The 24,514-nt window shown below is 69.7% G+C and carries 20 protein-coding genes; 5 read left to right on the top strand and 15 right to left on the bottom strand.

The genetic code is table 11. The annotated features are described in order from the left end of the window. Nucleotide 1: 1 nt before the first annotated feature. The gene (locus tag ACZ6TB_RS36735) at nucleotides 2-880 is read right to left on the bottom strand and encodes a Kelch repeat-containing protein (protein WP_465562508.1); all 879 of its coding nucleotides are present in this window, start codon (nucleotides 878-880) and stop codon (nucleotides 2-4) included. Nucleotides 881-943: 63 nt separating this feature from the next. Here ACZ6TB_RS36735 and ACZ6TB_RS36740 point away from each other — a divergent pair, with 63 nt between their 5' ends. The 5 genes from ACZ6TB_RS36740 (at nucleotide 944) to ACZ6TB_RS36760 (ending at nucleotide 6,473) form a co-directional block, all read left to right on the top strand. Next, entirely contained in the window at nucleotides 944-1,615 is a 672-nt protein-coding gene (locus ACZ6TB_RS36740) for a helix-turn-helix domain-containing protein (protein WP_465562509.1), read from the top strand. Between the two features lie 171 nt (nucleotides 1,616-1,786). Continuing rightward, the gene (locus ACZ6TB_RS36745) at nucleotides 1,787-2,374 is read left to right on the top strand and encodes a hypothetical protein (RefSeq protein WP_465562511.1); all 588 of its coding nucleotides are present in this window, start codon (nucleotides 1,787-1,789) and stop codon (nucleotides 2,372-2,374) included. A 4-nt stretch (nucleotides 2,375-2,378) separates the two neighbouring features. Beyond that, on the top strand, nucleotides 2,379-2,735 hold the full coding sequence (locus ACZ6TB_RS36750) for a hypothetical protein (protein WP_465562513.1): 357 nt from the start codon (nucleotides 2,379-2,381) through the stop codon (nucleotides 2,733-2,735). A 90-nt stretch (nucleotides 2,736-2,825) separates the two neighbouring features. Next, the gene (locus ACZ6TB_RS36755) at nucleotides 2,826-4,310 is read left to right on the top strand and encodes a M1 family metallopeptidase (RefSeq protein ID WP_465562515.1); all 1,485 of its coding nucleotides are present in this window, start codon (nucleotides 2,826-2,828) and stop codon (nucleotides 4,308-4,310) included. Nucleotides 4,311-4,388: 78 nt separating this feature from the next. After that, nucleotides 4,389-6,473: a M14 family zinc carboxypeptidase gene (locus tag ACZ6TB_RS36760; protein WP_465562517.1), complete on the top strand. Its 2,085-nt coding sequence runs from the start codon at nucleotides 4,389-4,391 to the stop codon at nucleotides 6,471-6,473. A gap of 135 nt (nucleotides 6,474-6,608) precedes the next feature. Here the strand turns inward: ACZ6TB_RS36760 and ACZ6TB_RS36765 are convergent, their stop codons facing one another. The 14 genes from ACZ6TB_RS36765 to ACZ6TB_RS36830 all read right to left on the bottom strand — a co-directional run bounded on the left by ACZ6TB_RS36765 (nucleotide 6,609) and on the right by ACZ6TB_RS36830 (nucleotide 24,491). Continuing rightward, on the bottom strand, nucleotides 6,609-7,616 hold the full coding sequence (locus ACZ6TB_RS36765) for a sugar phosphate isomerase/epimerase family protein (RefSeq protein WP_465562519.1): 1,008 nt from the start codon (nucleotides 7,614-7,616) through the stop codon (nucleotides 6,609-6,611). A 146-nt stretch (nucleotides 7,617-7,762) separates the two neighbouring features. Then, the gene (locus tag ACZ6TB_RS36770) at nucleotides 7,763-8,770 is read right to left on the bottom strand and encodes a hypothetical protein (RefSeq protein ID WP_465562521.1); all 1,008 of its coding nucleotides are present in this window, start codon (nucleotides 8,768-8,770) and stop codon (nucleotides 7,763-7,765) included. A gap of 514 nt (nucleotides 8,771-9,284) precedes the next feature. Then, a complete protein-coding gene (locus ACZ6TB_RS36775; protein WP_465562524.1) occupies nucleotides 9,285-10,451 on the bottom strand; it encodes a Gfo/Idh/MocA family protein in 1,167 nt (388 codons plus the stop codon). Between the two features lie 11 nt (nucleotides 10,452-10,462). Continuing rightward, nucleotides 10,463-11,503: a substrate-binding domain-containing protein gene (locus ACZ6TB_RS36780; protein WP_465562526.1), complete on the bottom strand. Its 1,041-nt coding sequence runs from the start codon at nucleotides 11,501-11,503 to the stop codon at nucleotides 10,463-10,465. A 40-nt stretch (nucleotides 11,504-11,543) separates the two neighbouring features. After that, a complete protein-coding gene (locus ACZ6TB_RS36785) occupies nucleotides 11,544-12,548 on the bottom strand; it encodes an ABC transporter permease (RefSeq protein ID WP_465562528.1) in 1,005 nt (334 codons plus the stop codon). Continuing rightward, nucleotides 12,545-14,065 carry a sugar ABC transporter ATP-binding protein gene (locus ACZ6TB_RS36790; RefSeq protein WP_465562530.1) on the bottom strand — a complete coding sequence of 507 codons (1,521 nt, stop codon included), beginning with the start codon at nucleotides 14,063-14,065 and terminating at the stop codon, nucleotides 12,545-12,547. The genes ACZ6TB_RS36785 and ACZ6TB_RS36790 overlap by 4 nt, the downstream gene beginning before the upstream one ends. After that, nucleotides 14,062-15,282: an ROK family transcriptional regulator gene (locus ACZ6TB_RS36795; protein ID WP_465562532.1), complete on the bottom strand. Its 1,221-nt coding sequence runs from the start codon at nucleotides 15,280-15,282 to the stop codon at nucleotides 14,062-14,064. Before ACZ6TB_RS36795 ends, ACZ6TB_RS36790 begins: the two co-directional genes overlap by 4 nt. 1,159 nt (nucleotides 15,283-16,441) lie before the next feature. After that, nucleotides 16,442-17,593, bottom strand: coding sequence for a YihY/virulence factor BrkB family protein (locus ACZ6TB_RS36800; RefSeq protein ID WP_465562534.1), 1,152 nt, complete (start codon nucleotides 17,591-17,593; stop codon nucleotides 16,442-16,444). Nucleotides 17,594-18,147: 554 nt separating this feature from the next. Then, complete coding sequence (locus ACZ6TB_RS36805; protein WP_465562537.1) at nucleotides 18,148-18,957, bottom strand: ABC transporter permease; 810 nt, start codon at nucleotides 18,955-18,957, stop codon at nucleotides 18,148-18,150. 1 nt (nucleotide 18,958) lies between these two features. After that, nucleotides 18,959-19,708 carry an ABC transporter permease gene (locus ACZ6TB_RS36810; RefSeq protein ID WP_465562539.1) on the bottom strand — a complete coding sequence of 250 codons (750 nt, stop codon included), beginning with the start codon at nucleotides 19,706-19,708 and terminating at the stop codon, nucleotides 18,959-18,961. After that, nucleotides 19,708-20,631, bottom strand: a complete 924-nt coding sequence (locus ACZ6TB_RS36815) for an ABC transporter ATP-binding protein (protein ID WP_465562541.1) — start codon at nucleotides 20,629-20,631, stop codon at nucleotides 19,708-19,710. The genes ACZ6TB_RS36810 and ACZ6TB_RS36815 overlap by 1 nt, the downstream gene beginning before the upstream one ends. A 43-nt stretch (nucleotides 20,632-20,674) precedes the next feature. Then, complete coding sequence (locus tag ACZ6TB_RS36820) at nucleotides 20,675-21,196, bottom strand: hypothetical protein (RefSeq protein ID WP_465562543.1); 522 nt, start codon at nucleotides 21,194-21,196, stop codon at nucleotides 20,675-20,677. Further along, on the bottom strand, nucleotides 21,193-23,052 hold the full coding sequence (gene dnaG / locus ACZ6TB_RS36825) for a DNA primase (protein ID WP_465562546.1): 1,860 nt from the start codon (nucleotides 23,050-23,052) through the stop codon (nucleotides 21,193-21,195). Before dnaG ends, ACZ6TB_RS36820 begins: the two co-directional genes overlap by 4 nt. 143 nt (nucleotides 23,053-23,195) lie before the next feature. Then, on the bottom strand, nucleotides 23,196-24,491 hold the full coding sequence (locus ACZ6TB_RS36830; protein WP_465562547.1) for a deoxyguanosinetriphosphate triphosphohydrolase family protein: 1,296 nt from the start codon (nucleotides 24,489-24,491) through the stop codon (nucleotides 23,196-23,198). Nucleotides 24,492-24,514 lie beyond the last annotated feature (23 nt).

The raw sequence follows: 24,514 nt of genomic DNA on the forward strand, positions 1-24,514 counted from the left end.
ATCAGATCTCCAGGGCCTCGACGCGGGCGGACGCCACCGGGGAGCCGGCCGGCACCTCGAAGCCGCCGAACGCCACCAGATGGCCGCGGACCACGGCCGCCGACAGCGAGGCCCGGCCGACGGCGAGCGGGGCGTCGATGGTCCGCCACCGATCGGCGTGCGGGTCATAGATCTCGGTCGTCCGCAGCGGGCCGTCCGAGCTCGCCCCGCCGACCACGAAGATCCGCCGATCGCCCGCCGCCACACCCGGATTGCCGCGGCCCGTGTGCAACGGCGCGACCTTGCGCCAGGTGTCCGCGGCCGGGTCGTAGCGCTCCACCGTCGGCTGGAAGACCTTGATGTCGACGCTGCCGGCGATCGCGTACAGGTGACCGTCGAGCACCTCGGCCTTGAGCACGCCGCGCGCCGTCGGCATCGGGCGCACGTCGTGCCACGAGTCGCGCTTGATGTCGTAGTAGGCGACCGCCGTGGTCGCGTTGTCGTCCGCGTCGAAGCCCCCGACCACGTAGACGCGCTCGCCGATCGCGGCCGCCGCGGCCCCACCACGCGCGCCCGGCAGCGGCCGCCCGGTGCGCCAGCGGCCGGTCCGGTGATCGAGGACCTCGACCACGTCGACGGTCTTGTCGCCGACGAATCCGCCGAGCACGTAGACGTCACCGTCCCGAGCGGTCGCCGCGGCCGGATTGCCGCGCGCGGTCGGCATCGGCCGGATCTTGGTCCACCTTCCGGTCGCCGGGTCCAGCCGCTCGACGGAGTCCAACTCGGCCTCGAAGCCCGAGGTGAAACCCCCGATCGCGTACGTGATGCCGGTCGTCGTCCCGATCAGACCACCGCGCGCCTCGTTCAGCGATGGGCGGGCCTGCCATTCGTTGTGTCCCATGCTCTCCACGCTGCCGTCCGCTGTGCGACAGGCGCCATACGACGTACGTCGTAGGGTCACGCTGTGGCCATCGCGCTCGGTGACAACACACTCCGGCGGCTGCTCGCCCCGTCGCCGACGATCGACGACGTCCTCTCGGCCGCGGCCGAGGCCATCCCGTGCGACGTCGTCTCCTGGTCGCGGCTCGACGTGGCCGGCCGGCGAGTGCTGGACAGCGTGTGTTCCCTCCCGGATTCCGACGATCTCGAGGACGCCTTCTGGGCGACCTACCACGAGCACCCGCTGTGTCACGGTCGCGGCGAGCCGCTGCCGGTCTGCGCGATCGGCGACCTGCTGTCACCGCGGGAGTGGCACCGGACGGCCATCTACGCGGAGTACTTCCGGCCGTGCGGGATGGAACACGAGCTGGGCGTGAAGCTCGCCCACCCACCCGGCCAGACGAACGTGGTGCTGTTCGACCGCGGCCCCGGGCCCGACTTCGACGACCACGACCGCCTGGTGCTGACGCTGCTGCGCCCGCACCTGGAGGCCGCGATCCGGCGCATCATCACGCCGTCGCCGTCGCTCACCCGCCGCGAGAAGGAGGTGCTCGACCTCGTCCGCCACGGCCTGACCAACCAGGCAATCTCCCGGCGGCTCGGCATCTCGCCGCACACGGTGCGCAAGCATTTGGAGAACGCGTACGCCCGCCTGAACGTACACAGCCGCACCGAGGCGGCCTACCAGGGACATTGATGGACGCCGCTTGTTAGCGTCGGAAGACATGGACGCCGCCGAGCGGACCCACCGATGACGGCCCACCCGCGCCGACCACACGGCGGCGGTGGCGACGACGGCGGCAAGCCACCCGGCCACCGCCCCGGCGGCCCCGGAGGCCCGGATGACTTCGGCAGCGTGCGCGGCGCCATGGAAGCCGCCGAGCGAAGACTCTCGGCGAGCAGACCCACCTCGCCCCCGGGCGGAACACCCCGCGCCGCCGGCAGCCACCCCGACGACGTGCGACTTCAAAGCATCATGCGTCGGTACGAACTACTCGGCGACGATCCGCCCAAGTTCAATATCGCGAACAACGACGCCGCGCACGAGAAGGCACACACGCTCGATCACCACGGTCCGGACATGCCCATGACCAGGGATCCGAACGCCAAGACCGTCGAGGGCCGGATTTACGGCGATACGGGATGGGGCAAGGCGGCGAGCGGGTCCTACAAGTGGACCGATCACACGATCATGAATCGCGAGATCAACCAGTACGTCCGCGACAACTGGCCGGCCATCCGCGGCGATCTCGCCATCGACGGATCGCACGAGAGCGTCTTCGACGCCGGTCATCGGATCGGCGTGGGCTACTACAACAAGGGGATGTTCGGCGCGGGACCGCGTCAGTCGCAATACGACGTGACCAGCCTCGTCCGGATCCGCATCAAGGTCGCGGAAGGCTCGGATCCCCCGATCCCGTTCGTCCTCTCCGCCTTCCCGGCCGGACTAGGGTAAGCCGATGGATACGTCTGGCCTGCCGGAATCGGTCCGGGCGCGCATCGCGGAGCGGTCGGCGCTTCCCGCGATCGAGAAGGTGCGGGCACTGCTGCACGGATACGTCGCCGATGCGGAGACGTTCGAGGAGATTCGGGGAGATCTCGCGAGCACGGCGAGGACCGACACGCTGTTTCTCCGTCAGTATCTGTCGGCCCTCGAGACGATCCTCGGCGAGCCCCAGCCGGCCGGAACTCTCCTGCGACTGGTCGAGGGCGACGGCAACTGGGGGATCGACCGCGACCCGACCGACGCCGGGGCGGCGGGCTTTCTGCGGGAGCTGGCCGCCATGCTGCGGGACGTGATCGACCAGGCCGGGTAGGGCCGCACTTATCGGTGAACTTCGATATGTTCGCCGGGGACAGAGACCACGTCGGGCCGTGATCCGGTCCGCCGACGGAAGGAAGTTCCCGTGCGACGACTGCTTGTGGGCTTGATCGCCACGGCGTTGGCCCTGGCCGGGACGGGGGTGGCCGCTCAAGCGGCGCCCGCGCCCGGTGGGTCGGGTATCGGCGACAGCTACTACCCGGACTACGGCAACGGCGGGTACGACGTCTCCCACTACGACATCCGGCTCCGCTACACGCCGGCCACCGACAAGCTGACCGGCACCACGACGATCCTGGCCACCGCCACGCAGGACCTCAGCCGGTTCAACCTCGACTTCCTGCTCGACGTCTCCTCGATCTACGTCAACAACAGGCCGGCGGCGTACGCGCGAGAAGGCGACCACGAGCTGGTGGTGACCCCCGCCCGGACCGTCGCCGCGGATGCCCCGATGACGGTCGTCGTGCAGTACTCGGGTGTGCCGTCGACGAAGGTGGCCGAGGGTTTCACCGCCTGGATCCGCACGCCGGACGGGGCGATGGCGGTCGGCGAGCCGGAGATCGCCTGGTGGTGGTACCCGAGCAACGACCACCCGCGGGACAAGGCCACGTTCGACGTCTCCGTGTCGGTGCCGGACGGGGTCGAGGCGATCAGCAACGGGACGATGCCGCGGCCGCCCGTACGGGAAACGCTCGGTTACACACGGTGGAGCTGGCGCTCGTTGAAACCGCAGGCCACGTATCTGACCTTCCTCACGATGGGTCAATACGACGTCACTACTGACACGGCTGCGAACGGGGACACGGTCTACAACGCGTACTCCCAATTGCTCAGTCCCGACTTCCGCGACGCGGCCCGGGCGAGCGTCGAGCGCACCGCCGAGATCACCGATTGGGAGAGCACCGTCTTCGGCCCGTGGCCGTTCGAGGCCCGCGGCGGCATCGTCGCACCGCCGAACACGCTGGGCTTCGCGCTGGAGAACCAGACGAGGCCCAACTATGCCGCCTCGTTCTTCCGGCGCGGGTCCAACACGTACGTGATCGCGCACGAGAACGCGCACCAGTGGTTCGGTGACTCCGTGTCGGTGGCGGACTGGCAACACATCTGGCTCAACGAGGGCTTCGCCAGTTACGCCGAGTGGCTGTGGTCGGAGAAGAACGGCGAGGGCACGGCCCAGGAGATCTTCGACTACCTCTACGCCACGTATCCGGACGACGCCACGATCTGGGCCACGCCGCCGGCCGATCCGGGCGTGCCCGAGCTCTTCGGCGACGCCGTATACGACCGCGGCGCGATGACCCTGCACCAGCTGCGGCTCGCGGTCGGCGACGACAACTTCTTCACCATTCTCCGTACGTGGACCGCCGATCACCGCTACGGGAACGGCACCACGGCCGAGTTCGTCGCGCTGGCCGAGAAGATCTCCGGTCAGGATCTCGGCGCGCTGTTCCAGGCCTGGCTCTACACGCCGTCGAAGCCGGTCGTGGCCGCACTGAGCGCGAAGAAGGCCACGAAGGCGCCGAAGTCGTGGGCACAAATCAGCCGGACCCACGCGCTCCTGCAGGAATAGAAGTCCGTACCGATTGACAGTCCTGAATGGTCATCGACAGGGTGGAGAGCGACATCCTTCGATGACGCAGGAGGTTCGATGTCTTCTCGGGTCCGTTGGACGGCGGCGCTCTCCGCCGTCCTGCTCACCGTCGCGCTCGTCCCGTCCGAGGCGAGCGCCGCCGCACCCGCGACCACCACCCCCGCCGTGAACGTCGCGCTCAGCGGCGGCGAGCACGCCCTCATCCGCTTCCGCCTTCCCGACGACGCCGCGTTGCAACGGCTGGTCGCGAACGGCGCCGACATCGCCGCCCGGCCGAAGACGGCCGCGGACGGCGCGGTCCTGGCCGACCTCGTGGTCGACTCGGCCGAACTCGCCGCGCTGACCCGCGACGGCGCCACCCCGCTCCAAGTGATCGAGCGTCAGTCCGACGGTGCCCGCCGGCTGGCCCAGAGCAAGGCCCGGATCAGCGCGGCCGCCGCCGACACCCTGACGTTCCTCCAGGCCTACTGGTGGACGACCAACGGGCGGACGTTCCTGCAGACCCAAGTCGCGACCACGGCGACCGACGATCCCGATGTCGAGATCACGGTCACCTGGCGTACGGCCGATGGCACTACCGGCAGCTACCAGCTGATCCGCTTCGAGGACTCGGGTGAGTACCAGTACCACTACGCTCTGCCGCAGCGGCTGCCGGCCAAGCCCGTCTCGGTGACGGCCACCTCCAGCCTCGGCGGGCAGAGCCGGGCGATCACCCCGGCGGTCTGGCCCAATGCCACTCCCCCGGCGCTGCCGAGCGGATATCAGAAGGACTTCATTCAGGCGTACATGACGCCGACCGACATCAGCGCCCGCATCAAGCGGCTCAAGAAGCAGTATCCGAGCCTGGTCGACGTCATCGATCTGCCCAACAAGACCCAGGGCTACCGGCGTACGGCGGTGGCCTATCTCGGCGATCCGAATGCGGCCGCGGTCGTCGTCGAATCGGTCAAGTTCGGGGATCAGGGCATGAACGGTGTCCAGGTGAAGACCGTCGATCCCGGAAAGGCGAACCGGCCGCTGTCCGCCACGTACAAGGACCGGGTCTTGACCTTGAGTCTCGCCACCGACGCCGCCGGCCAGGTGATCAGCACGACCGACGATGTCGCCGCCTTCATCTCGGCGAAATACCCGCAGCGGTTCCGCGCGGTTGTCGAGGACGGGTCCGCCGGCCTGCCGATGCCGGTCGCCGGGCCGGTCAAGCTGGACGACGGGCTGCTGGGCACCGAGGTGTCGAAGAAGCCGTGGACCGTGCAGGCGCTGCGCATCGGAAAGGTGCGTGACGGATCGAAGGTCGGCGTTCTCGCGTACAGCCAGGAACACGCGCGGGAATGGGCGACGCCGTTGGTCACGCTCGAGTTCGCCGAGCGGATGCTGGCCAACTACGCCACCGATCCGGAGACCCGGCGGCTGGTCGACTCGGTCGACATCTTCGTGATCCCGACGGTGAACCCGGACGGCGCGAACTACACCTTCAACGACTACAACTTCCAGCGCAAAAACCTGGTCAATCACTGTACGGGCACGAGCCGCGACCCGAAGTACCGCAATTCCTGGGGCGTGGACGTCAACCGCAACTACACCGTCGGGTCCTACTTCGACGGATACGTGGGCGGCAGCGGGAACTGCCTTTCCGGCACGTACTCCGGCACCGGTGAGCTGTCCGAGTCCGAGAGCCGGAACGTGATCGCCCTTGCCTCCGCGCATCCGAACATCAAGTACGCAATGAACGTGCACAGCTACGGCGGTTACTTCATGTGGCCGCCCGGCAGTTACAAGGCGGACGGCCGGGTCACGCTGCCGCGACCGTCGATCGACGAGTCGAAGTTCTTCCTCGACAGCGCCCGCCGGATCGTGGGCGCGATCGCCGCCTCGCGCGGAACGGTGACGTGGCCGGCCCAGACCGGGCCGGTCGCGGACGTGCTCTACTCGGCGGCCGGCAACTCGGCCGACGAGCTGTACTACGAGCTCGGCATCGACGCGTGGGACTTCGAGGTCGGCAACGACCTGTGGAACGACGCGACCCAGGACTGGGAGGGTGTCGGCTTCCAGCCGCCGTACGACGAGGCGCACGCCGAGTCGCAGGAGTACGCCGGTGGTCTCGTCGAACTGGTGCGGGTCGCCAGCGAGACCGCCCCGATGTAGGCCGCGAAAGCGCGCCAGCGCTTGAACCAGCCGCTGGCGCGCAACCCTTTAGCCCTCCCCCACCCTCTTACCGGGTGGGGGAGGACTAAAGCACCCGCCTACGACAACTTTCCGCGGCCGTCCACAGGGCGAAACTCAGGACGACGAAGAGAAGGCGGCGTCAAACGCGGCCGTCGGGGCGTCGAAAGCCAGCCGCCGCACGAACTGCAACGCCTCCGGGGCTCCGAGCAGGCGGTCCATCCCCGCGTCCTCCCACTCGATCGAGATCGGGCCCGCGTAGCCGATCGCGTTCAGCGCCCGGAAGCAGTCCTCCCACGGCACGTCCCCGTGCCCGGTCGAGACGAAGTCCCAGCCGCGGCGCAGATCGGCCCACGGCAGGTGGGAGCTGAGCCGGCCCCGGCGCCCGTCACCCGTACGCACCTTCGCGTCCTTGCAGTCGACGTGGTAGATCAGGTCCTTGAACTCGAGGATGAAGTTCACCGGGTCGAGGTCCTGCCAGACGAAGTGCGAGGGGTCCCAGTTCAGCCCGAAGGCCGGCCGGTTGCCGATCGCCTCCAGCGTGCGGCGGGTCGTCCAGTAGTCGTACGCGATCTCGCTGGGGTGGACCTCGTGCGCGAACCGCACCCCGACCTCGTCGAACACGTCGAGGATCGGGTTCCAGCGGTCGGCGAAGTCCTGGTAGCCCCGGTCGATCATGGCTTGCGAGGCGGGCGGGAACATCGCGACCGTGTGCCAGATCGACGATCCGGTGAAGCCGACGACCGTCTTCACGCCGAGCTTGGCGGCCGCCCGGGCGGTGTCCTTCATGCGTTCCGCCGCGCGCTCCCGGACGCCTTCCGCATCGCCGTCGCCCCAGATCACCGCGGGCAGGATGTCCTGATGCCGCTCGTCGATCGGGTGATCGCAGACGGCCTGCCCGACGAGGTGGTTGGAGATCGCGTAGACGGAAAGGCCGTGCTTCTCCAGGACGGCCTTCTTGCGGTCGATGTAGTCGGGCTCGGCGAGCGCCCGGTCGACCTCGAAGTGATCACCCCAGCAGGCGATCTCGAGGCCGTCGTAGCCCCACTCGGAGGCCAGCCGGCACACCTCGTCGAAGGGCAGGTCGGCCCACTGGCCGGTGAAGAGCGTGATGGGTCGTGCCACTGTCGTCTCCCTGATCGCAGCCGAAATCGGCGGACGGCGAGGGGTGACCGACCGAGAACAGACGACCGCGCGGGCGGTACGACCGGCCGGGCTTGCGCCTCCCGAACCGGCCCGCCCGAAGCGGCTGAGAAAACCCTACCGAAAAATCAGCGCGCGGGGCAGGGCTCGTTCTCCGGCGCGAGGCCGAGGGCGGCCAGCTCGGCCAGCAGGTACGCGACGTCGCCGGCCACCTGCTCGGGCGTCGGGTCGGGCACTCGGCTGAGCAGCGTCAGGTATTCGGTGAGGGGTCCGCCGGCGCCGAAGACCTGACGCAGCGCGGACCGCCACGCCTCGGTCGTCCCGCCCGGCACCGCGGCCAGCCGCACCTCGATGACCGAGAGCCCGGCGTCCGTGAGCGACTCGATGCCGGCGGCCGGGTCGGCCCAGGTGCGCGCCACGTGCCCGAGGTCGAGGCAGACCCCGAGGCGTTCCTTGTCGAGCCGGCTCAGCGCCGTGACGGTCTGGTCGGGGCCGTCGAGCACGAGCCCGGGCGCGGGCTGGAAGCCGACGCGCACGGCCCGGCCGTTCTGCCAGGCCAGGTCGGCAAGGCCGGCGGAGAGGCGGCGCAAGATGCCGGCGCTCGCCTTGTCGGACGCCTCGGCCCAGCCGGCCCGCGGGCCGAGCCCGATCGTGCTGACCGCGCCGCGCACCGCGTCCTCGTCGAGCAGGTCGAGCAGGATGCGGGCCAGGTCGAGCGTGTACTCCCGGCGGGCCGGCTCGGTCCAGGCGGGCGACGCCCCGGCGGCCGACGTCCCGGCGGGCGACGTCCCGGCGGGCGACGTCCCGGCGGCCGACGTCCCGGCCGGCGACACCCCGGCCGGCTGTTCCTCGCCGCCGCCCTCGCCGAAGAGCGCGCCGCTCAACGTGACGACCTCGAGCCGGCGGGCGTCGAGCTCGGCACGAAGCCGGGTGCGGGCGCGGCTCTCGACGGCGAGGGCGGCGGCGAGCGAGGGGGGAAGGGCCAGGTTGACGCCGAGCAGGTCGACGCCGAGGCGCGCGCGGACGGCCCCGTAGGTATCGAGCTGGGAGACGATTCCCGGTAGATTGCTGTCGGGCCGGGGCGCGATCTCACAGCTGAGGTGCACGATCCGGCCGGAAGGATGTCTCAGCCGCATCAGAGTCCTCCCCGGGCACCGGTGCATCTGCACGTGCATCCGCGCGTGCTAAGGCGTCCAGTATGGACCATACGGGCGTCGATCCTCGACGCACGCGGAACGGCCCGTCGCGTTGCCATGACGCCTCCATCCATGGGGTGTGTCTGCCCTCGGATACGAGCGTCATGCGCCCACAGGATCAGCGGCGTACCGACCGTGCGACGCGGTGACATGCGCGGACATGATCCGGCGGCCGCGATTCCATCGGCGTTTGCCAATGCGCGCGGCTAGGGTGACCTGCCGGTAGGGAGCTGCGCGAGCAAGCGGCCACGCCCTCAGCGAGCGTGTTCAATGTGCACTATCAGCACCTTCGGACACGCACGCGCCGGTCACCCGTGCGGGCGCACGGGTAGTCCAGAAAGCGCGACAGTAATCCGGAAAGAGGGTTTTCCGTCGCGAGCCGGTCCGGCATGGGGCGCAACCATGCCGTCCCTCACCGGCTCGCGACGGACGCCTTCGTACGCGAAACGCGTTGTTAAAGATCCACCTTCGTCCACTGCGTCGACTCGGCCGACCGGGCGACCGCGTCGAGGACGAGCTGGATCTGGAGCGCGTCGGCGAAGGACGGGGCCGGGTCGGTCCCGTCCGCGATGGACGCGATCAGGTCGCGCATCTCGTGGGTGAACGAGTGCTCGTAGCCGATCAGGTGCCCCGGCGGCCACCACGCCGCCATGTAGGGGTGGGTCGGCTCGGTCACCAGGATCCGGGCGAAGCCCTGCTCCGCCTCGGGCCGGGTGGCGTCGTAGAAGCTGAGCTCGTTCATCCGCTCGAACTCGAACACCAGCGATCCGAGCGACCCGTTGAGCTCGACCCGGATGCCGTTCTTGCGCCCGGTCGCGAAGCGGGTGGCCTCGTACGTGGCGACCGCTCCCCCGTCGAGCCGGGCCAGGAACAGCGCGGCGTCGTCGACCGTGACGTCGCCGAACTCCTGACTCCCCGAGGCCGAGAGCCCGGACGAGGCGGTAGGCAGCGGACGAGATCCGACGAACGTTTCCGTCAGCGCCGTCACCGAGGAGATCGACTGCCCGGTCACGTACTGGGTCAAATCGATGATGTGCGCCCCGATGTCGCCCAGCGCACCGGAACCGGCCACCTCCTTGCGCAGGCGCCAGACCAGCGGGAACGAGGGGTCGACGATCCAGTCCTGGAGGTACGTGGCGCGGACGTGGCGCAGCACCCCGATCCGGCCGTCGGCGACCATCTGGCGCATGAGCGCCACGGCGGGCACCCGGCGATAGTTGAATCCGCACATCGCGCGTACGCCCCGGGTCTGTGCCTCGGCCGCGGCCGAAGCCATCTCTCTCGCCTCGGCCACCGTGTTGGCCAGGGGTTTCTCGCAGAGAACGTGTTTGCCGGCGGCCAGCGCCGCCAGCGCGATCTCGGCGTGCGTGTCACCGGGCGTGCAGATGTCGATGAGATCGATGTCGTCCCGTTCGATGACCGAGCGCCAGTCCGTGGCGTGCGACTCCCAGCCCAGCTTGGCGGCGGCGGCCGCTACCCCATCCGAGGAGCGGCCGCACACCACCGACATCCGTGCCGACAGCGGCAGGTCGAAGAAGTGGTTCACGGTGCGCCACGCCTGGGAGTGCGCGGCGCCCATGAACGCATAACCGACCATGCCGACCCGCAGCTGCTTCGACATGAAATATCCCCTTAGAAGCCCAACTTGGCGTACTTATCAGCGTTTTCTTTGGTGATCGTCTCGGACGCGAGCGTGATCTCCTTGGGCACCTGCAATTCCACAAGATCACTCATACCCTTACCCTGCCCGATCAGGCGAGCCAGCGAGATCGCCGAGGACGCCATCGACGGGCTGTACGTGACCGTCGCCTTCAGCACGCTGTTGTCGGCCGTGATCGCGTCGATGGCCGCCTTCGAGCCCGCGCCGCCGACCATGAAGAACTCGCTGCGGTTCGCCTGCTTGATCGCGGCGAGCACGCCGATGCCCTGGTCGTCGTCGTGGTTCCAGAGGGCGTCCATCTTGGGCAGCGCCTGGAGCAGGGCGGTCGCGGCGGCCTGGCCGGAGTCGGCCGTGAACTCGGCCGGGCGCCGGTTGGCGACCTTGAACCCGTACACGGCCAAGGCGTTGTTGAATCCCTGCGTGCGCTCCTGGGTGAGTTCCAGCGAGTCGATGCCAGGGATCTCGCCGATGATCGGGTTGCTGACGCCCTTGGCCTTGAGCTGCTCGCCGATGTACTGCCCGGCGGCCAGCCCCATGCCGAAGTTGTCGCCCTTGATCTGCAGGCGGAAGGCGGCCGGGGAGGGGAACGCGCGGTCGAGGTTGACGACCGGGATGCCGGCCTTCATCGCTTCGAGGCCGGCCGAGTTCAGCTCCTTGCCGTCCCACGGGAGCATCACGATCACGTTGGGCTTCTGCGCGATCAGCGTCGACAGGGCGGCACGCTGGGCCGCGGCATCGGCGCCGGCTTCGACGGTCTTGAGCTCCACGTCGGTGTACGCCGCGGCCTGCGCCTTGGCGTTGTTGGTGATCGCCGCGATCCAGCCGTGGTCGGCGGCCGGCGCGGAGAACCCGATGACGACCTTCTGACCGGCCGCCGCGTTCGCGTCGCCGCTCGAGTTGGTCTTCACCTGCGCGTCGGTGCCGGGGTCGTTGCTGGTGCAAGCGGTCAGGAGCGCGCCGGCGCCGACGGCCGCGCCGCCGAACAGAACGCGCCTACGGGACAAAGCGGACATGATTCCTCCAAGGGGTACCCGGCTTCCGGGTCGGGAAGTGTCAGCGCTTGAGAAGGTTGGTGAGGGAGCGATACCGGAACTGCTGGATCAAGACGGCGGCGACGATGATGCCGCCCTTGACCATGTTCTGAACCTCGGTGGAGAGGTTGTTGATGGCGAACAGGTTGGTGATGGTGGAGAAGACCAGCACCCCGAAGAGGGCGCCGATGATGGTGCCGCGGCCGCCGCTGAGCAACGTGCCGCCGATGATCGCCGCGGCGATCGCGTCCAGTTCGTACAGATTCGCCATGGCGGCCTGAGCACTGGTCGCCTGGGACGTCAACATGATCGCGGCGATGCCGCAACACAGGCCGGAGAGCGCGTAGAGCAGCACGGTGTGCCGCTTGACGTTGATGCCGGCGAGCCGGGCGGCCTCCGGGTTGCCGCCGACCGCGACCGTGCGCCGGCCGAACGTCGTGCGGTTGAGCAGCACCCATCCGGCGGCGACCACCACGGCCAGCATCCAGACCAGCAGCGGGATGCCGATCAGCTTCGTGGTCGCGATGGCGTTGATCGTGTCGTTGGCCGAGACCTGGGTCTGCTTCCCGGAGATCTGCGCGGCCAGGCCACGAGCCGAGACCAGCATCGCGAGCGTGGCGATAAAAGGAACCAGCCGCCCGTACGAGATGAGCACCCCGTTGACGAGACCCACCGCGATGCCGACCACCAGGGCCGTGAAGATCATGCCGATGGCGCCATAGCTCTGGGTCGCCAGCGTGGTGCTCCAGACGCCGGCGAGCGCGATGATCGCCCCGACCGACAAGTCGATGCCGCCACCGATGATCACGAACGTCATCCCGACGGTGACGACACCGATCGCCGACGCCTGCTGGAGGATCGTGAGGATGTTGTTGCGTACCCAGGTCGGGTCGGAGTACAGCTCGGGCTTGGTGATGATCCCGATGACCACCAGCGCGATCAGCACGCCGACCAGGCCCAGGTTGCGTACCGCGTTCTCGTCGAGCCCCCACTTTTTCCGGGAGGCGGGCGCCGTTTCGGCGATCATGCTGGCTCACCCTCCAGAAGCGACCCCGCCATCACGAGGTCGAGAACGGTGTCTTCGTCAAGTTCCCCGGCCGGCGCCTCATGGATGAGCCGGCCCTCGCGCATCACGAGCACCCGGTCGGCCAGGCCGAGCACCTCGGGCACCTCGCTGGAGACCAGGAGCACGCCCACCCCGTCGGCGGCCAATCCCCGGATCACCTGGTAGAGCTCGGCCCGCGCGCCCACGTCGACGCCGCGGGTGGGCTCGTCGAGCAGCAGCAGGCGGGTGTCGCCCAGCAGCCAGCGGCCCACGACCACCTTCTGCTGGTTGCCGCCGGAGAGCGTGCGGGCCGGGCGCTCCACGTCGCGCGGTCGCAGCTCGAGCTGGTCGGCCGTCTTGAGGGCGGCCGCCCGCTCGTCCCGGGCGTCGGTGAATCCGCCGTGCGCGAAGCCGGCGAACGACGACAGCGTCATGTTCTTGTAGACCGGCTCGTCGAGCAGCAACGCCTGGCTCTTGCGCTCCTCGGGGGCCATTCCCATGCCCAGTCGTACGGCCTTTCCGACGCCGGTGATCTTGCTGCCGGCCAGCGTGATCGTGCCGGCGTCGGGTCGTCGCGCCCCGAAGATCGTCTCGAGCAGCTCCGACCTTCCGGAGCCGACCAGGCCGGCGATTCCCACGATCTCGCCCGGCGCCACCGTGAGGCTCGCGTCGGCGAACTCGCCGTGCCTGGTCAGCCCGTCGACAACGAGCAGCGGATCTCGTTCTGCTGCTTTCTCGGGGCGCGGCGGGAACACGTACTCGATGCTCCGGCCGGTCATCTTTCCGACCAGCTCCCGTGTCGGCGTGGTCCGCGCCGGCAGGTTCGCCGCGGTCGTGCGCCCGTCCTTCAGCACCGTCACCCGGTCGCCGATCTCGCGGATCTCGGCGAGCCGGTGCGAGATGTAGATGACCGCGATGCCCTCGGCGGTCAGCTCGCGGATGATGCGGAACAGGTTGGCGACCTCGTCATGGGCAAGCACGGCGCTGGGCTCGTCCATGACGATCAGCCGGGCGTCGTGCGACAGAGCACGGGCCATGCTGACGATCTGCTTGCCGGCCGCGGGCAGCTTCCGGACCATCTGCGTGGCCGGGATCTCGGCGTGCCCGAGCCGGGTGAGGATCTCCTTGGTGCGCCCGGCCGTCGAGCGCCGCCGGGTGAACCCGAACCGCCCGTGCTCGTGACCGAGGAACGCGTTCTCCGCCACCGACAGGTCGTCGACCAGGTCGAGCTCCTGATAGATGGTGGCGATGCCGGCCCGCATCGCGGCCTGCGGCGTGGCCGGCGCGAACGGCTCGCCCTGCCAGGTGATCTCGCCGCCGTCGGCGTGGTGCACCCCGGCCAGCACCTTGATCAAGGTGGACTTGCCGGCGCCGTTCTGCCCGAGGAGGCAATGCACCTCTCCCGCGCGCACCTCCAGCTGCACGCCGTCGAGCGCGCGTACGCCCGGGAAGGTCTTGACCACATCGGTCAGTTGCAGCACGACCTCGCCGGTGCTCATGACGCCTGCTCGAAGGCCATGTCGCTGGCCAGCACCGCCGCCCCGGTCACCCCGGCGCGGCCACCCAGCTCGGACAGGACGACGGGGAGATTTCCGGTGGCCAGCGGCAGCGACCGGCGATAGACGACGCTCCTGATCTCGGCTAGTAGCACGTGCCCGAGCTGGGCCAACCCACCCCCGATCACGATCATCGAAGGGTTGCCGAAGGAGACCAATGTGGCGAGCACGCCGCCCACCCGCCGGCCGCCCTCGCGGATCAGCCGGATGCAGGTGACGTCGCCCTCGGCCGCGCCGTCGGCCACGTCCTTGGCGGTGAGCTCGCCGCCGCCCTCTTTGCCGCCTTGGCCGTCTTTGCCGTCTTTGCCGGCCAATCTCTCGGCCAGTGCCGGCGACTCCCCCGCGCGGGCCGCCGCCAACGCGTCCCGCGCCAGCGCCGCGCCGCTGAACAGCGCCTCGAGGCATCCGGCGTTGCCGCACGAGCAGACCGGCCCGTTCGCGTCGACCTGAATGTGCCCGATGTCGCCGGCGCACCCGTCGACCCCGCGATAGACGGCGCCGGCCAGGTGGATGCCGCACCCGATGCCGGTGCCGATCTTCACGAACAGGAAGTCGTCGACGCTGTGCGCGACCCCGCCGTGCCGCTCGCCGATCGCCATGATGTTGACGTCGTTGTCCACCACCGCCGGGCAGCCGTGCTCGCGGGCGAGCACCTCCCGCACCGGATAGCGATCCCATCCCGGCATGATCGGCGGCGAAACCGGCACCCCGTCACGGAAGCTGACCGGCCCCGGAACCCCGATTCCCACGGCATCGAGGCGCTCGTACGCCCCGTCGGTGCGCGCCTTGGCGAGCAACTCGTTGACCCGTTGCAGTATCGCCTTGGGCCCCGACCGGATGTCGGCCGCCTCCCGATAGGCGGCGACCGGCTCGAGCCGCCCGTTGGTCACCTCGATGTCGATCGAACTTGCCCCCAGATCGACAGCCGCGAACCGTAGCCGCGGGTGAATCTCCACGAGCGTCGACCGCCGCCCCCCGCGCGAGGCCGCCATCCCCGCTTCGGCGATCAACCCACCCCCCACCAGGCGCTCGACCTCGGCGAGCAGGCGTGGGCGGGTCAGCTCGAGCCGGTCACCGAGCTCGGCTCGGGACACCGGCCCTTCGTCCCGAAGCAGCCGCAATATCCGCAGGTGCGGAGCGTCGGCATAAAACACGGACACCTCCGGGCACTCACAAGTTCATCAACACCGCCGTGTTGTGCCCGTCACATTAGGCTCCTTCCGCCTCCACAGTCCATACCTTCTCGAAGATCACTCCCAACTTTCGTCGCCCCCACCAAAAGTTAGGCCCTTGCCCGGCATTTGATCATGCCCAGAGCCCCGTTCTCGTACGCGCCACCCAGTCCCCGAACCACCTACGCAGACGGCGTCCGACCGGTGCAACACGGCTCACGGCTTGTTGTCGTAGCCCACGGCTCACGGCTTGTTGCTGTAGCTCACGGCTCAGCGCTGGTGGCCGTGGCGCACGGCTTGCTGGCTCGCGGCTCGCGGCTCGTGGCTCGCGGCTCGTGGCTCGTGGCTCGCGGCTCGCGGCTCGCGGCTCGCGGCTCGCGGCTCGCGGCTCGCGGCCCAGCATGGCCGCCCAGCCCTTGCCGGCCTACTTTGCTCTGCCTGCTATCCGATCCCACGGCCCAGCCCGCTTGTGGACAACCGCAGAGAAACGTCATACCCGGTTGCTCAAATGGGCCCCACCCGAAAAGGGTGGGGGTGGCCTGGGTACGGCCAGTAGCTCGAAATTCAGCGCTGACCCTCGGGCGGATGCCCAGCCGGCTCAGCGCGGCGGACCGGGGCGGGTGAGCTCTGCGCGGCGGGACTGAGGCGGGTGAGCTCTGCGCGGCGGACCGAGGCGGGTGAGCTCGGCGCGGCGGACTGAGGCGGGTGAGCTCTGCGCGGCGGGACTGAGGCGACCGCCCGGGCCTGCCCAATGCGGCGGACCGGGACAAACGCCGGACCGGCTCAACGCGACGGACCAAGGCAAGTGCCGGGCCGGCTCAACACGACGGACCAGCACAAGCGCCCGACCGGCTCAACACGACGGACCAGCACAAGCGGCCGACCGGCTCAACACGGCGGACCAGCGCAAGTACCGGGCCGGCTCAACGCGGCGGACCAGGGCAATTGCGGCGGGCCGTCGTAGCTGGGCGAATGCGGGGCGGCGCGTCCGGAGAATGGGGTAAGCGCAACCGCCTACGCAGGTCGCCCGGGTGGGGCGAGTGATTTGGGCGCGTCAGCGCCCTGCTCGGCCCGCCCGGGTCCCGGCGGGAGCGACGGTCTGTACCCACCACCCACGCACGACAATGGTGAATTCGACGACGCCCGGCTAATCGACCGTCAGGCCCTTTTCGCTGCCCTTCTTGAGCTTTCGGTCGTCGCGCAGCTCGAGGAACGGCTCGTCGGACGGGTCGTGGCCGGCGGCGATGGCGCGGCCGCGTTCGAGTTCGGCGTCCAGCTCGGCGCCCAGCAGGATGGCGATGTTGGAGATCCACATCCAGACCAGGAAGGCGATTACACCGCCCAGCGTGCCGTACGTTTTGTTGTAGTTGGCGAAGTTTGCCAAGTAGATCGCGAACGCGCCGGAGGCCACCAGCCACAGCACCACCGCGAAGATGCCGCCGGGGCTGACCCAGCGGAAACCGCCGGTCTTGGCGTTCGGCGACGCCCAGTAGAGGATCGCGAACATCAGGCTGACCAGGATCACCAGCACCGGCCACTTGGCGATGCTCCAGGCGGTGACCGCGACGCCGCCGAAGCCGAGCTTTTCGCCGACCACCCGGGCCACGTCGCCGGTGAAGACGACGATGAAGGCCGAGATGATCAGCATGAGGCCGACGACGGCGGTGACGCCGACGCGGATCGGCAGGGTCTTCCAGATCGGGCGGCCCTCGGGGACGTCGTAGACCGCGTTCGACGCGCGCATGAACGCGGCGATGTAGCCGGACGCCGACCAGAAGGCCAGCACGATACCGATGATCACCGAGAGGCTGGCCTTGCTCGAGCCGTTGACCTGGCCGAGCACGGTGTTGACCAGGTCTTGGATCTGCTTGTTGGTGGTCACCTGGTCGATCGTGTTCTGCACCGTTTGGCGGCCGTTCGAGCTCAGGAACCCGAGGATCGACACGAGCACCAGCGCGCCCGGGAAGATCGACAGGACGCCGTAGTAGGTCAGCGCCGCGGCCCAGTCCGAGATGTTGTCCTCGGAGAACTGCTTGAACGTCCGCTTGACGGCCGCGAAGATCCCCTTGAACCGCAGCTGCGACGGCGAGTCGGGGCCGGCGTCGGGCGGCACGGTGTGTCCGATCTTTCCGGCGTCGGGGCCGGTCCGCGTGGTCGAGGCGGCCGCGACGTCGTAGTCCTCGGCCCCTCGGGCGCGAGCCTGCGTCGCCTCCGGCCCGTCCTGCGCGGCGGCCGTAGCGGTGCCGGCGCTCGACTTGGCGTCGTCGTGGTCGTCATCGGCCTTGTGGCGAAGCTTCATAGCGGGGTCCCTCCGGGCAGCGTTCTCTCCGGGCCGTCCGCACGAAACCTCCCCGCTACGTGCGACAACGCCCACCTTGGCAATGCCCGCGGATGCCGCCTCCCTAACGCAACCGGCCAAATACGGTCGTTCGCGCTGGGGCAGCGGTGCGGGGGTGGGGGGTCATGGGAGCGGGGCCGTCGCCCGGTTCGGCGACAGCCGACAGCTCACGTTGCGCGACCGCCAGCACCGGCCTCGGGCCGCACGCCTCCAGATCTTGGAGAGTTTGTGCTCGCCACGCGCCCGGATTCATCAAGATCTCGAGTGAGTCACCGGCCTGGCACTGGCTACGGCAAGCACGCTGTCACCAGGGGCCTTGAACGGCCGGCTCGGCGGCAGCTCAGCGGCGGCCCGGCCACGATCGACGGGGAATCGGCCGCCACGCATCCAGGGCATGTCCTTTCGATCGCCCGCTGCCGGATCAAAGCAACGACGAGCAGCAGCGATGACCGGCGCAGCGCGTGGCCGGAGCAGGCCATTGCGCGCGACTCTGATGACCCGCTCGACCGGCACCCCTACTTGCAGAGCATCTTCTGCATGCGGCGACCCGCCACGGTCAGGCCGAGCCCGAGCAACCCCAGCAGGTAGAGCACGTCGAGCAGCTGGATGACGCCGAGCGGGCCCAGGCTCAGGGCCCGGATCAGGTCGACCGAGCGGTACAGCGGGGTCGCCTCGATCACCCAGCGGAGCGCGGCCGGGTAGCGAGTGGCGGGGACGAACGTGCCGGAGAACAGGAACAGGGCGAACTGCGCCGAAGCGATCAGGTCGAAATCCTGCCAGCTGCGGATGATCGTGGACGTGGCCATGCCCAGGGCGCCGAAGGCGAAGCCGACCAGGACCGTGGCGGGGAGCATGGCCAGCGCGCGCAGCGGGGTCGTCAGGTCGAGCCCCACCATCAGCACCAGGAACGCGGCCGAGTAGAGCACGCCGCGCACCATCGCCCAGGCCAGCTCGCCCAGCGCGATCTCGATCGGGCGCACCGGCGTGGCCAGCATGCCGTCGTAGAGGCGCATGAACTTCATCTTCCCGAAGAAGTTGAAGGTGGTCTCGGACAGCGCCCCGGTCATCGCGGCCGAGGCGAGCATGGCCGGCGCCACGAACTCGGCGTAGCTCACCAGCCGGCCGTCGGGCAGCGGCAGGTCGCCGATCAGCCCGCCGACGCCGACCCCGATCGAGAACAGGTAGAGCACCGGCTCGAGGAAACCGGAGAGCATCACCACCCAGTACGCCGAGCGCAGGCAGGCGACGTTGCGCTCGGTGACCGACATCGCGCGCCGGCCCATGCCCGCGGCGACCCGCGGAAGCACCAGATTGACGACCGGCATCTCAGACCACCAACTGCCGGCGGAAGCGGTCGTGCGCGAGCCAGGAGCCCAGCCCGCACCAGGCGAGCAGGTAGACCGCGTGCCCGAGGCCGCCGAGCCCGGGTGCGACGCCGAGCATCGCGTCGCGGCTGAGGTCGACGCCGTGCGACAGCGGCAGTGCCCACGCCACCCAGCGCAGCAGGGTGGGCAGCGACTCGATCGGGAAGAACACCCCGGAGAACAGGGACATCGGCAGCACCGCGAACCGCATCAGGATCGCCAGGTAGCTGTCGATCCGGACCGACGCGCTGTAGGCCACCGTGGGCGCCGCCACCGCCAGGCCGACCAGCAGCGAGATCGGCAGCACCAGCACCGCCCACCCCGAGTGGACCACTCCGAACAGGACGGCCACGACGAGGAACACCACGGTGCTCAGCAGGATGCGGAACAGCATGAACAGGATGTGGCCGCCGAGGATGTCGGCCACCCGCAGCGGCGCCGCGGCCTGCGCGAAGTAGACCTTGAGCCACTTGAAGTAGCTCAGCACCGGCCAGGTCGCCTCGCCGAGCGCGGCCTGCACCGCGGTCGAGGCGATCAGGCCGGGGACGATCCAGTCGAGGTAGGGCACGCCGTCGACGCCGCCGGTCACGTACGCCCCGACGCCGACCCCGAACCCGAGCATCGTCAGCAGCGGCATGACCAGCATGGACAGCGCGCTCGACCGCCACGTGCGGCGGTAGTGGACCAGGTGATATTCCAGGACGTGGGTCATCAGTCCACCAGCGTCCGGCCGGTGAGGTGCAGGAACACGTCTTCCAGGCTGCTGCGGCGGACCAGCACGCTGGCCGGGCTCAGCGACCGGCGCTGCACCTCGGCGGCGGCCTCGTCGCCGTCCTCGACGTAGAGCAGGATGCGGTCGGGCAGCACCTCGACGCGCTCGCCCAGGCCGGCGAGCTTTTCCGCGTACGCCTCCTGGGACTCGGCGGCGAACCGGAGCTCGACCACCTCGCGCGTCGAATACTGCTCGATCAGGGCCCGGGGCGAGCCCTCGGCCACGATGCGGCCGCCATCCATCACCACGAGCCGGTCGCACAGCTGCTCGGCCTCGTCCATGTAGTGGGTGGTCAGCACCAGCGTCACGCCCTGCCGCTTGAGCCGGAACAGCCGCTCCCACACCAGATGGCGGGCCTGCGGGTCGAGGCCCGTGGTCGGCTCGTCGAGCAGCACGATCTCGGGCTCGTTGACCAGGGCCCGGGCGATCGTGAGCCGTCGTTTCATGCCGCCCGACAACGGCTCGACCTGACTCGTCGCCCGCTCGCCGAGCTGCACGAACTCCAGCAACTCGGCGGCCCGGCGGCGGGCCACCTTGCGCGGTATGCCGAAGAAGCGCGCGTACGTCGTCAGGTTTTCCTGGACGGTGAGCTCCATGTCGAGGTTGTCGAGCTGCGGGCAGACGCCCAGCTTGGCCCGGATGCGGGGGCCGTCGCGCCGGGGATCGAGCCCGAGGATCCTCAGCACGCCCTCGGTCGGTGGCGAGACGCACCCGATCATGCGCATGGTCGAGCTCTTGCCGGCGCCGTTGGGCCCGAGGAAGCCGAACGCCTCACCCCGCCGCACGTCGACGTCGATGCCGTCGACGGCCGTGAAATCGCCGAATCGCTTGACCAGACCGCGCGCATGAATGAGGGAGTCCACGCCGCCGACCCTAGAGAACGGGTATGACAAAAACCGCCGAATATCAGTCCGCCGGGGTGGTCGCTCCCCGCGCGGCCGAGACGAGCTCCTCGGTCAGCTCCACGACCGCGGGCAGCGCCACCGGCGTGCCGGAGTCGTAGCGCACGGCCCAGGAAAGCCCGTTCCGCCCGGGAACGCGACGGCCCACCACCCGTACGCCGCCGGTGTTAAGCGTGTGATGGGCGGTGTACGCCACCGACCGGGTCACCCGGGTGCGCACCTGGTCGGGCAGCTCGCCGGGCTCCAGCAGCAGGAAACCGATCACCGGGCCGTCGACGAGAACCACGTACTCGTCGCGCTCCTCGGCCTTCTCGGCCGGCGTGATCCGCAGCTCGCGCCCGGACCAGGCGGCCTTGTGGATCTCGTGCCAGCCCAGCTTCTCACCGCCCGGCAGCCACAGGCCGTGGTTGGTCGCCACCAGCGCCTTCGTCTCGTCGACCGGGGCCCACGCCACGACCCGCTCGTCCGCACCGAGCGCCGGCCGCAGCGCCGCCGGAAGCTTGGGGCGCCTCTTCAAGAAAGTCACAGTCCACCTGCCGCCTGATCGCGCAACGCGCGCGCCTGCTGTTCGAGCGAGAAGAGCTCCCCGGCCAGCGCCAGGTACTCATCCTTGTGCGCCACCGGGTTGAGCCGCTGCACCTTCGACTTGAGATCACGAATACGGGTCGTCACCGAGCCGACCTGGAGCCGGGCCAGCGTGATCTGCACGTACCGCGGGTCGACCGCGCCGTCCACGCGCAGCGGCTCGACCGCGAGCTCCGAGATCAGGCCCTTGCCGGCCAGGTCGTCGCAGCAGTCGCGCACCTTCTCGATCCACACCACGCCACCGGCCGACGCCGAGCCGGCCCCGCCCGCCTCGGCGATCGCCGCCCGGATCGCCCGGTAGACGCCGTCGCCGTAGTCCTCGGGGCCGACCACGTCGTACATCGGGCCGGCCAGCACCGGCTCCTGGAGGGCGAGCTTGAGGGACTCCCGCTCCACCAGCCGCTGCGGCGACTCGGCGGCGCGGGCCGCCTGGGGCGAAGGCGACGCTTCCGTGCCGCGCATCGCCGCGCTCACGGCCCGCTGCACCGGCTCGAGATCCATCCCGAGGTCGCCGGCGAGCTTTCGCGCGTACTCCGGCCGCTTCTCCCTGTCCTTGATCTTGGCAACCAGCGGCGCGGCCTTGCGCATGGCCTCGACCCGGCCCTCGACCGTGTCCAGATCGAAGCGCGAGATCGTGTGCCGCAAGGCGAAGTCCACCAGCGGCTCCCGGCCGGCGATCATGTCCCGTACGGCGAGATCGCCCTTCGCCAGGCGCAGCTCGCAGGGGTCCATGTTGTCCGGGCTCACCGCGATGAACGTGCGGCCGACGAAGCGCTGGTCCTCCTCGAACGCCCGCAGCGCCGCCTTCTGGCCCGCGGCGTCACCGTCGAACGTGTAGATGATCTCGCCGGTGAAGCTGTCGCTGTCCATCAGCAGCCGCCGCAGCACGCCGATGTGGTCGACGCCGAACGCCGTGCCGCAGGTCGCGACCGCCGTCGGCTCGCCCGCCTCGTGACAGGCCATCACGTCGGTGTAGCCCTCGACGATCACCGCCCGGCCGCGCTTCGCGATCTCGCGTTTCGCCTGGTCGATGCCGTAGAGCACGTGCGACTTCTTGTAGAGCGGCGACTCCGGCGTGTTGAGGTACTTCGGGCCGTCGTCGTCGTCGAACAGCTTGCGCGCGCCGAACCCGATGACGTCGCCGGTGAGGTCCTTGATCGGCCAGAGCAGCCGCCGCCGGAACCGGTCGATCAGCGAGCCCGAGCGGGCCGGCTTGGTGAGACCGGCCGAGTTGAGCTCCTCGGCGGTGAAGCCCTTCTGCCGCAGGTGCTTGGCGAGCGCGTCCCACGAGTCGGGGGCGAAGCCGCAGCCGTAACGCTCGGCCGCGTCCTTGCCGAAGCCGCGCTGCGCGAGGAACTCGCGGGCCTTGCGCGCGCCGGGCGTGCCGAGCTGGTCGCGGTAGAACTCGGCCGCCGACACGTGCGCGGCGAGCAGGCGCTGCCGCTGCCCGGTCTGCGGGCGGGGCGCGCTGGGCGAGTTGTCGACCTCGTACCGAAGCTGAATCCCGGACCGCGACGCGAGGCGCTCGATCGACTCGATGAACGACAGATGCTCCGCGTCCATCAGGTACTTGATCGCGTCCCCGCCCTGGCCGCAGCCGTGGCAATAGTAGACATTTCGGGCAGGGGCCACCGTGAAGGACGGCGTCTTCTCGTCGTGGAAGGGGCACAACCCCTTCAGGTTTCCGCCGCCCGCGGGCCGCAACGTCACCGTCTCGCCGATGATGTCGGCGATCGACGTCCGGTCCCGGACCAGCGCGATGTCCTCGTCCTTGACCCTGCCCGCCACGGCATACATCCTGCCTCGCGCGAGGCAGGAGCCGCCACCAGGGTCCCGCGCGGCGTTTGAAGCGTCAGGCGCGAGCCGCCACCAGGGTCTCGCGCGGCGTTTGAAGCGTCAGGCGCGAGCCGCCACCAGGGTCCCGCGCGGCGTTCAAAGCGTCAGGCGCGAGCCGCCACCAGGGTCCGGTGCCACGCGACGGCGGCGTGATCGGTGAGCGACGCGACCTGGTCGACCACCACCCGCAGTGCCGCGGCATCACTCTCCGCGGCGTCGTAGAGCGGTCGAAAGACGACGTCCAAACCGGCGGGCGTACGCAGTAAAGCCCCCACCAGCTCGACCAGGATCTCCCGCTGCTGCTCGTACCACTCCTCCGCCGCCCGGGTTCGCATCACGTAGCGCAACGCCATCCCCTTGAGCAGGGCGCACTGATTACGCACGGTTCGCGGCACGATCAGGTCGGCGTCGTACCGGCGTACCGGGTCGGTCCCGTACCGGCTCTGCGTCGCGCCCACCGCCGAGGCCACGAACCGGCCGGTCAGGACGCTCGTCATCCGTTTGAGCGTGACCTGCGCGCCGAACGTGCCGTCGTAGCCGGCGACCGCCGCCACCGCGGGGTCGGCGAGCAGCTGGTCGAGGGCCGGAGACAGGGCGGCGGGAGGCTCCTCGGAGTACACCGCGGCCACGTCGGCGCACAAGGCGGCGCGCTCGTCGGCCGAGTCGAGCAACGGCCGCAGCGACAGATATCCGCCGTGCACCCCGTCCTCGACGTCGTGCACGGAATAGGCGACGTCGTCGGCCCAGTCCATCACCTGCGCCTCCAGGCAGCGACGCTCGCCGAGAGAGCCGAGAGAGCCGAGAGAGCCGAGAGAATCGAGAGAATCGAGAGAATCGAGAGAATCGAGAGAATCGAGAGAGCCGAGAGACGAGGAGCGCATCCAGTCGAACACCGGGCGGTCGTCGGGATAGACGCCGAACTTCCGCCGGCCGGAAACACGCGGCCACGGGTACTTGCTGCACGCGTCGAGGGAGGCGCGGGTGAGGTTGAGGCCGGCGCCGGGGACCTTGGCCTCGAGCCGGGTGAGCACGCGGAGGGTCTGCGCGTTGCCCTCGAAGCCGCCGCAGGGCTGGGCGACCTGGTCGAGGGCGTGCTCGCCGTTGTGGCCGAAGGGCGGGTGGCCGAGGTCGTGGGCGAGCCCGGCGACGTCGACGACATCCGGGTCGCAGCCGAGGCGGGCGCCCATCTCCCGGGAGATCTGGGCCACCTCGAGGGAGTGCGTCAGACGCGTACGGAGGAAATCGTCCGACCCGGCGGTGTGCACCTGGGTCTTGGACGCCAGACGCCGGAAGCCGGCCGAGTGCAGCACTCGTGCCCGGTCGCGCTGATATGGGGTTCTTCCGTAGCCGCTGTCCTTGGCCGGTTCGGTGATCCACCGCTGGGCGTCGGGCGCCGTCATGATCCCAGCCTAAGCGTCCCGTC

It is taken from the genome of Actinoplanes sp. NPDC051537 (assembly GCF_055586105.1).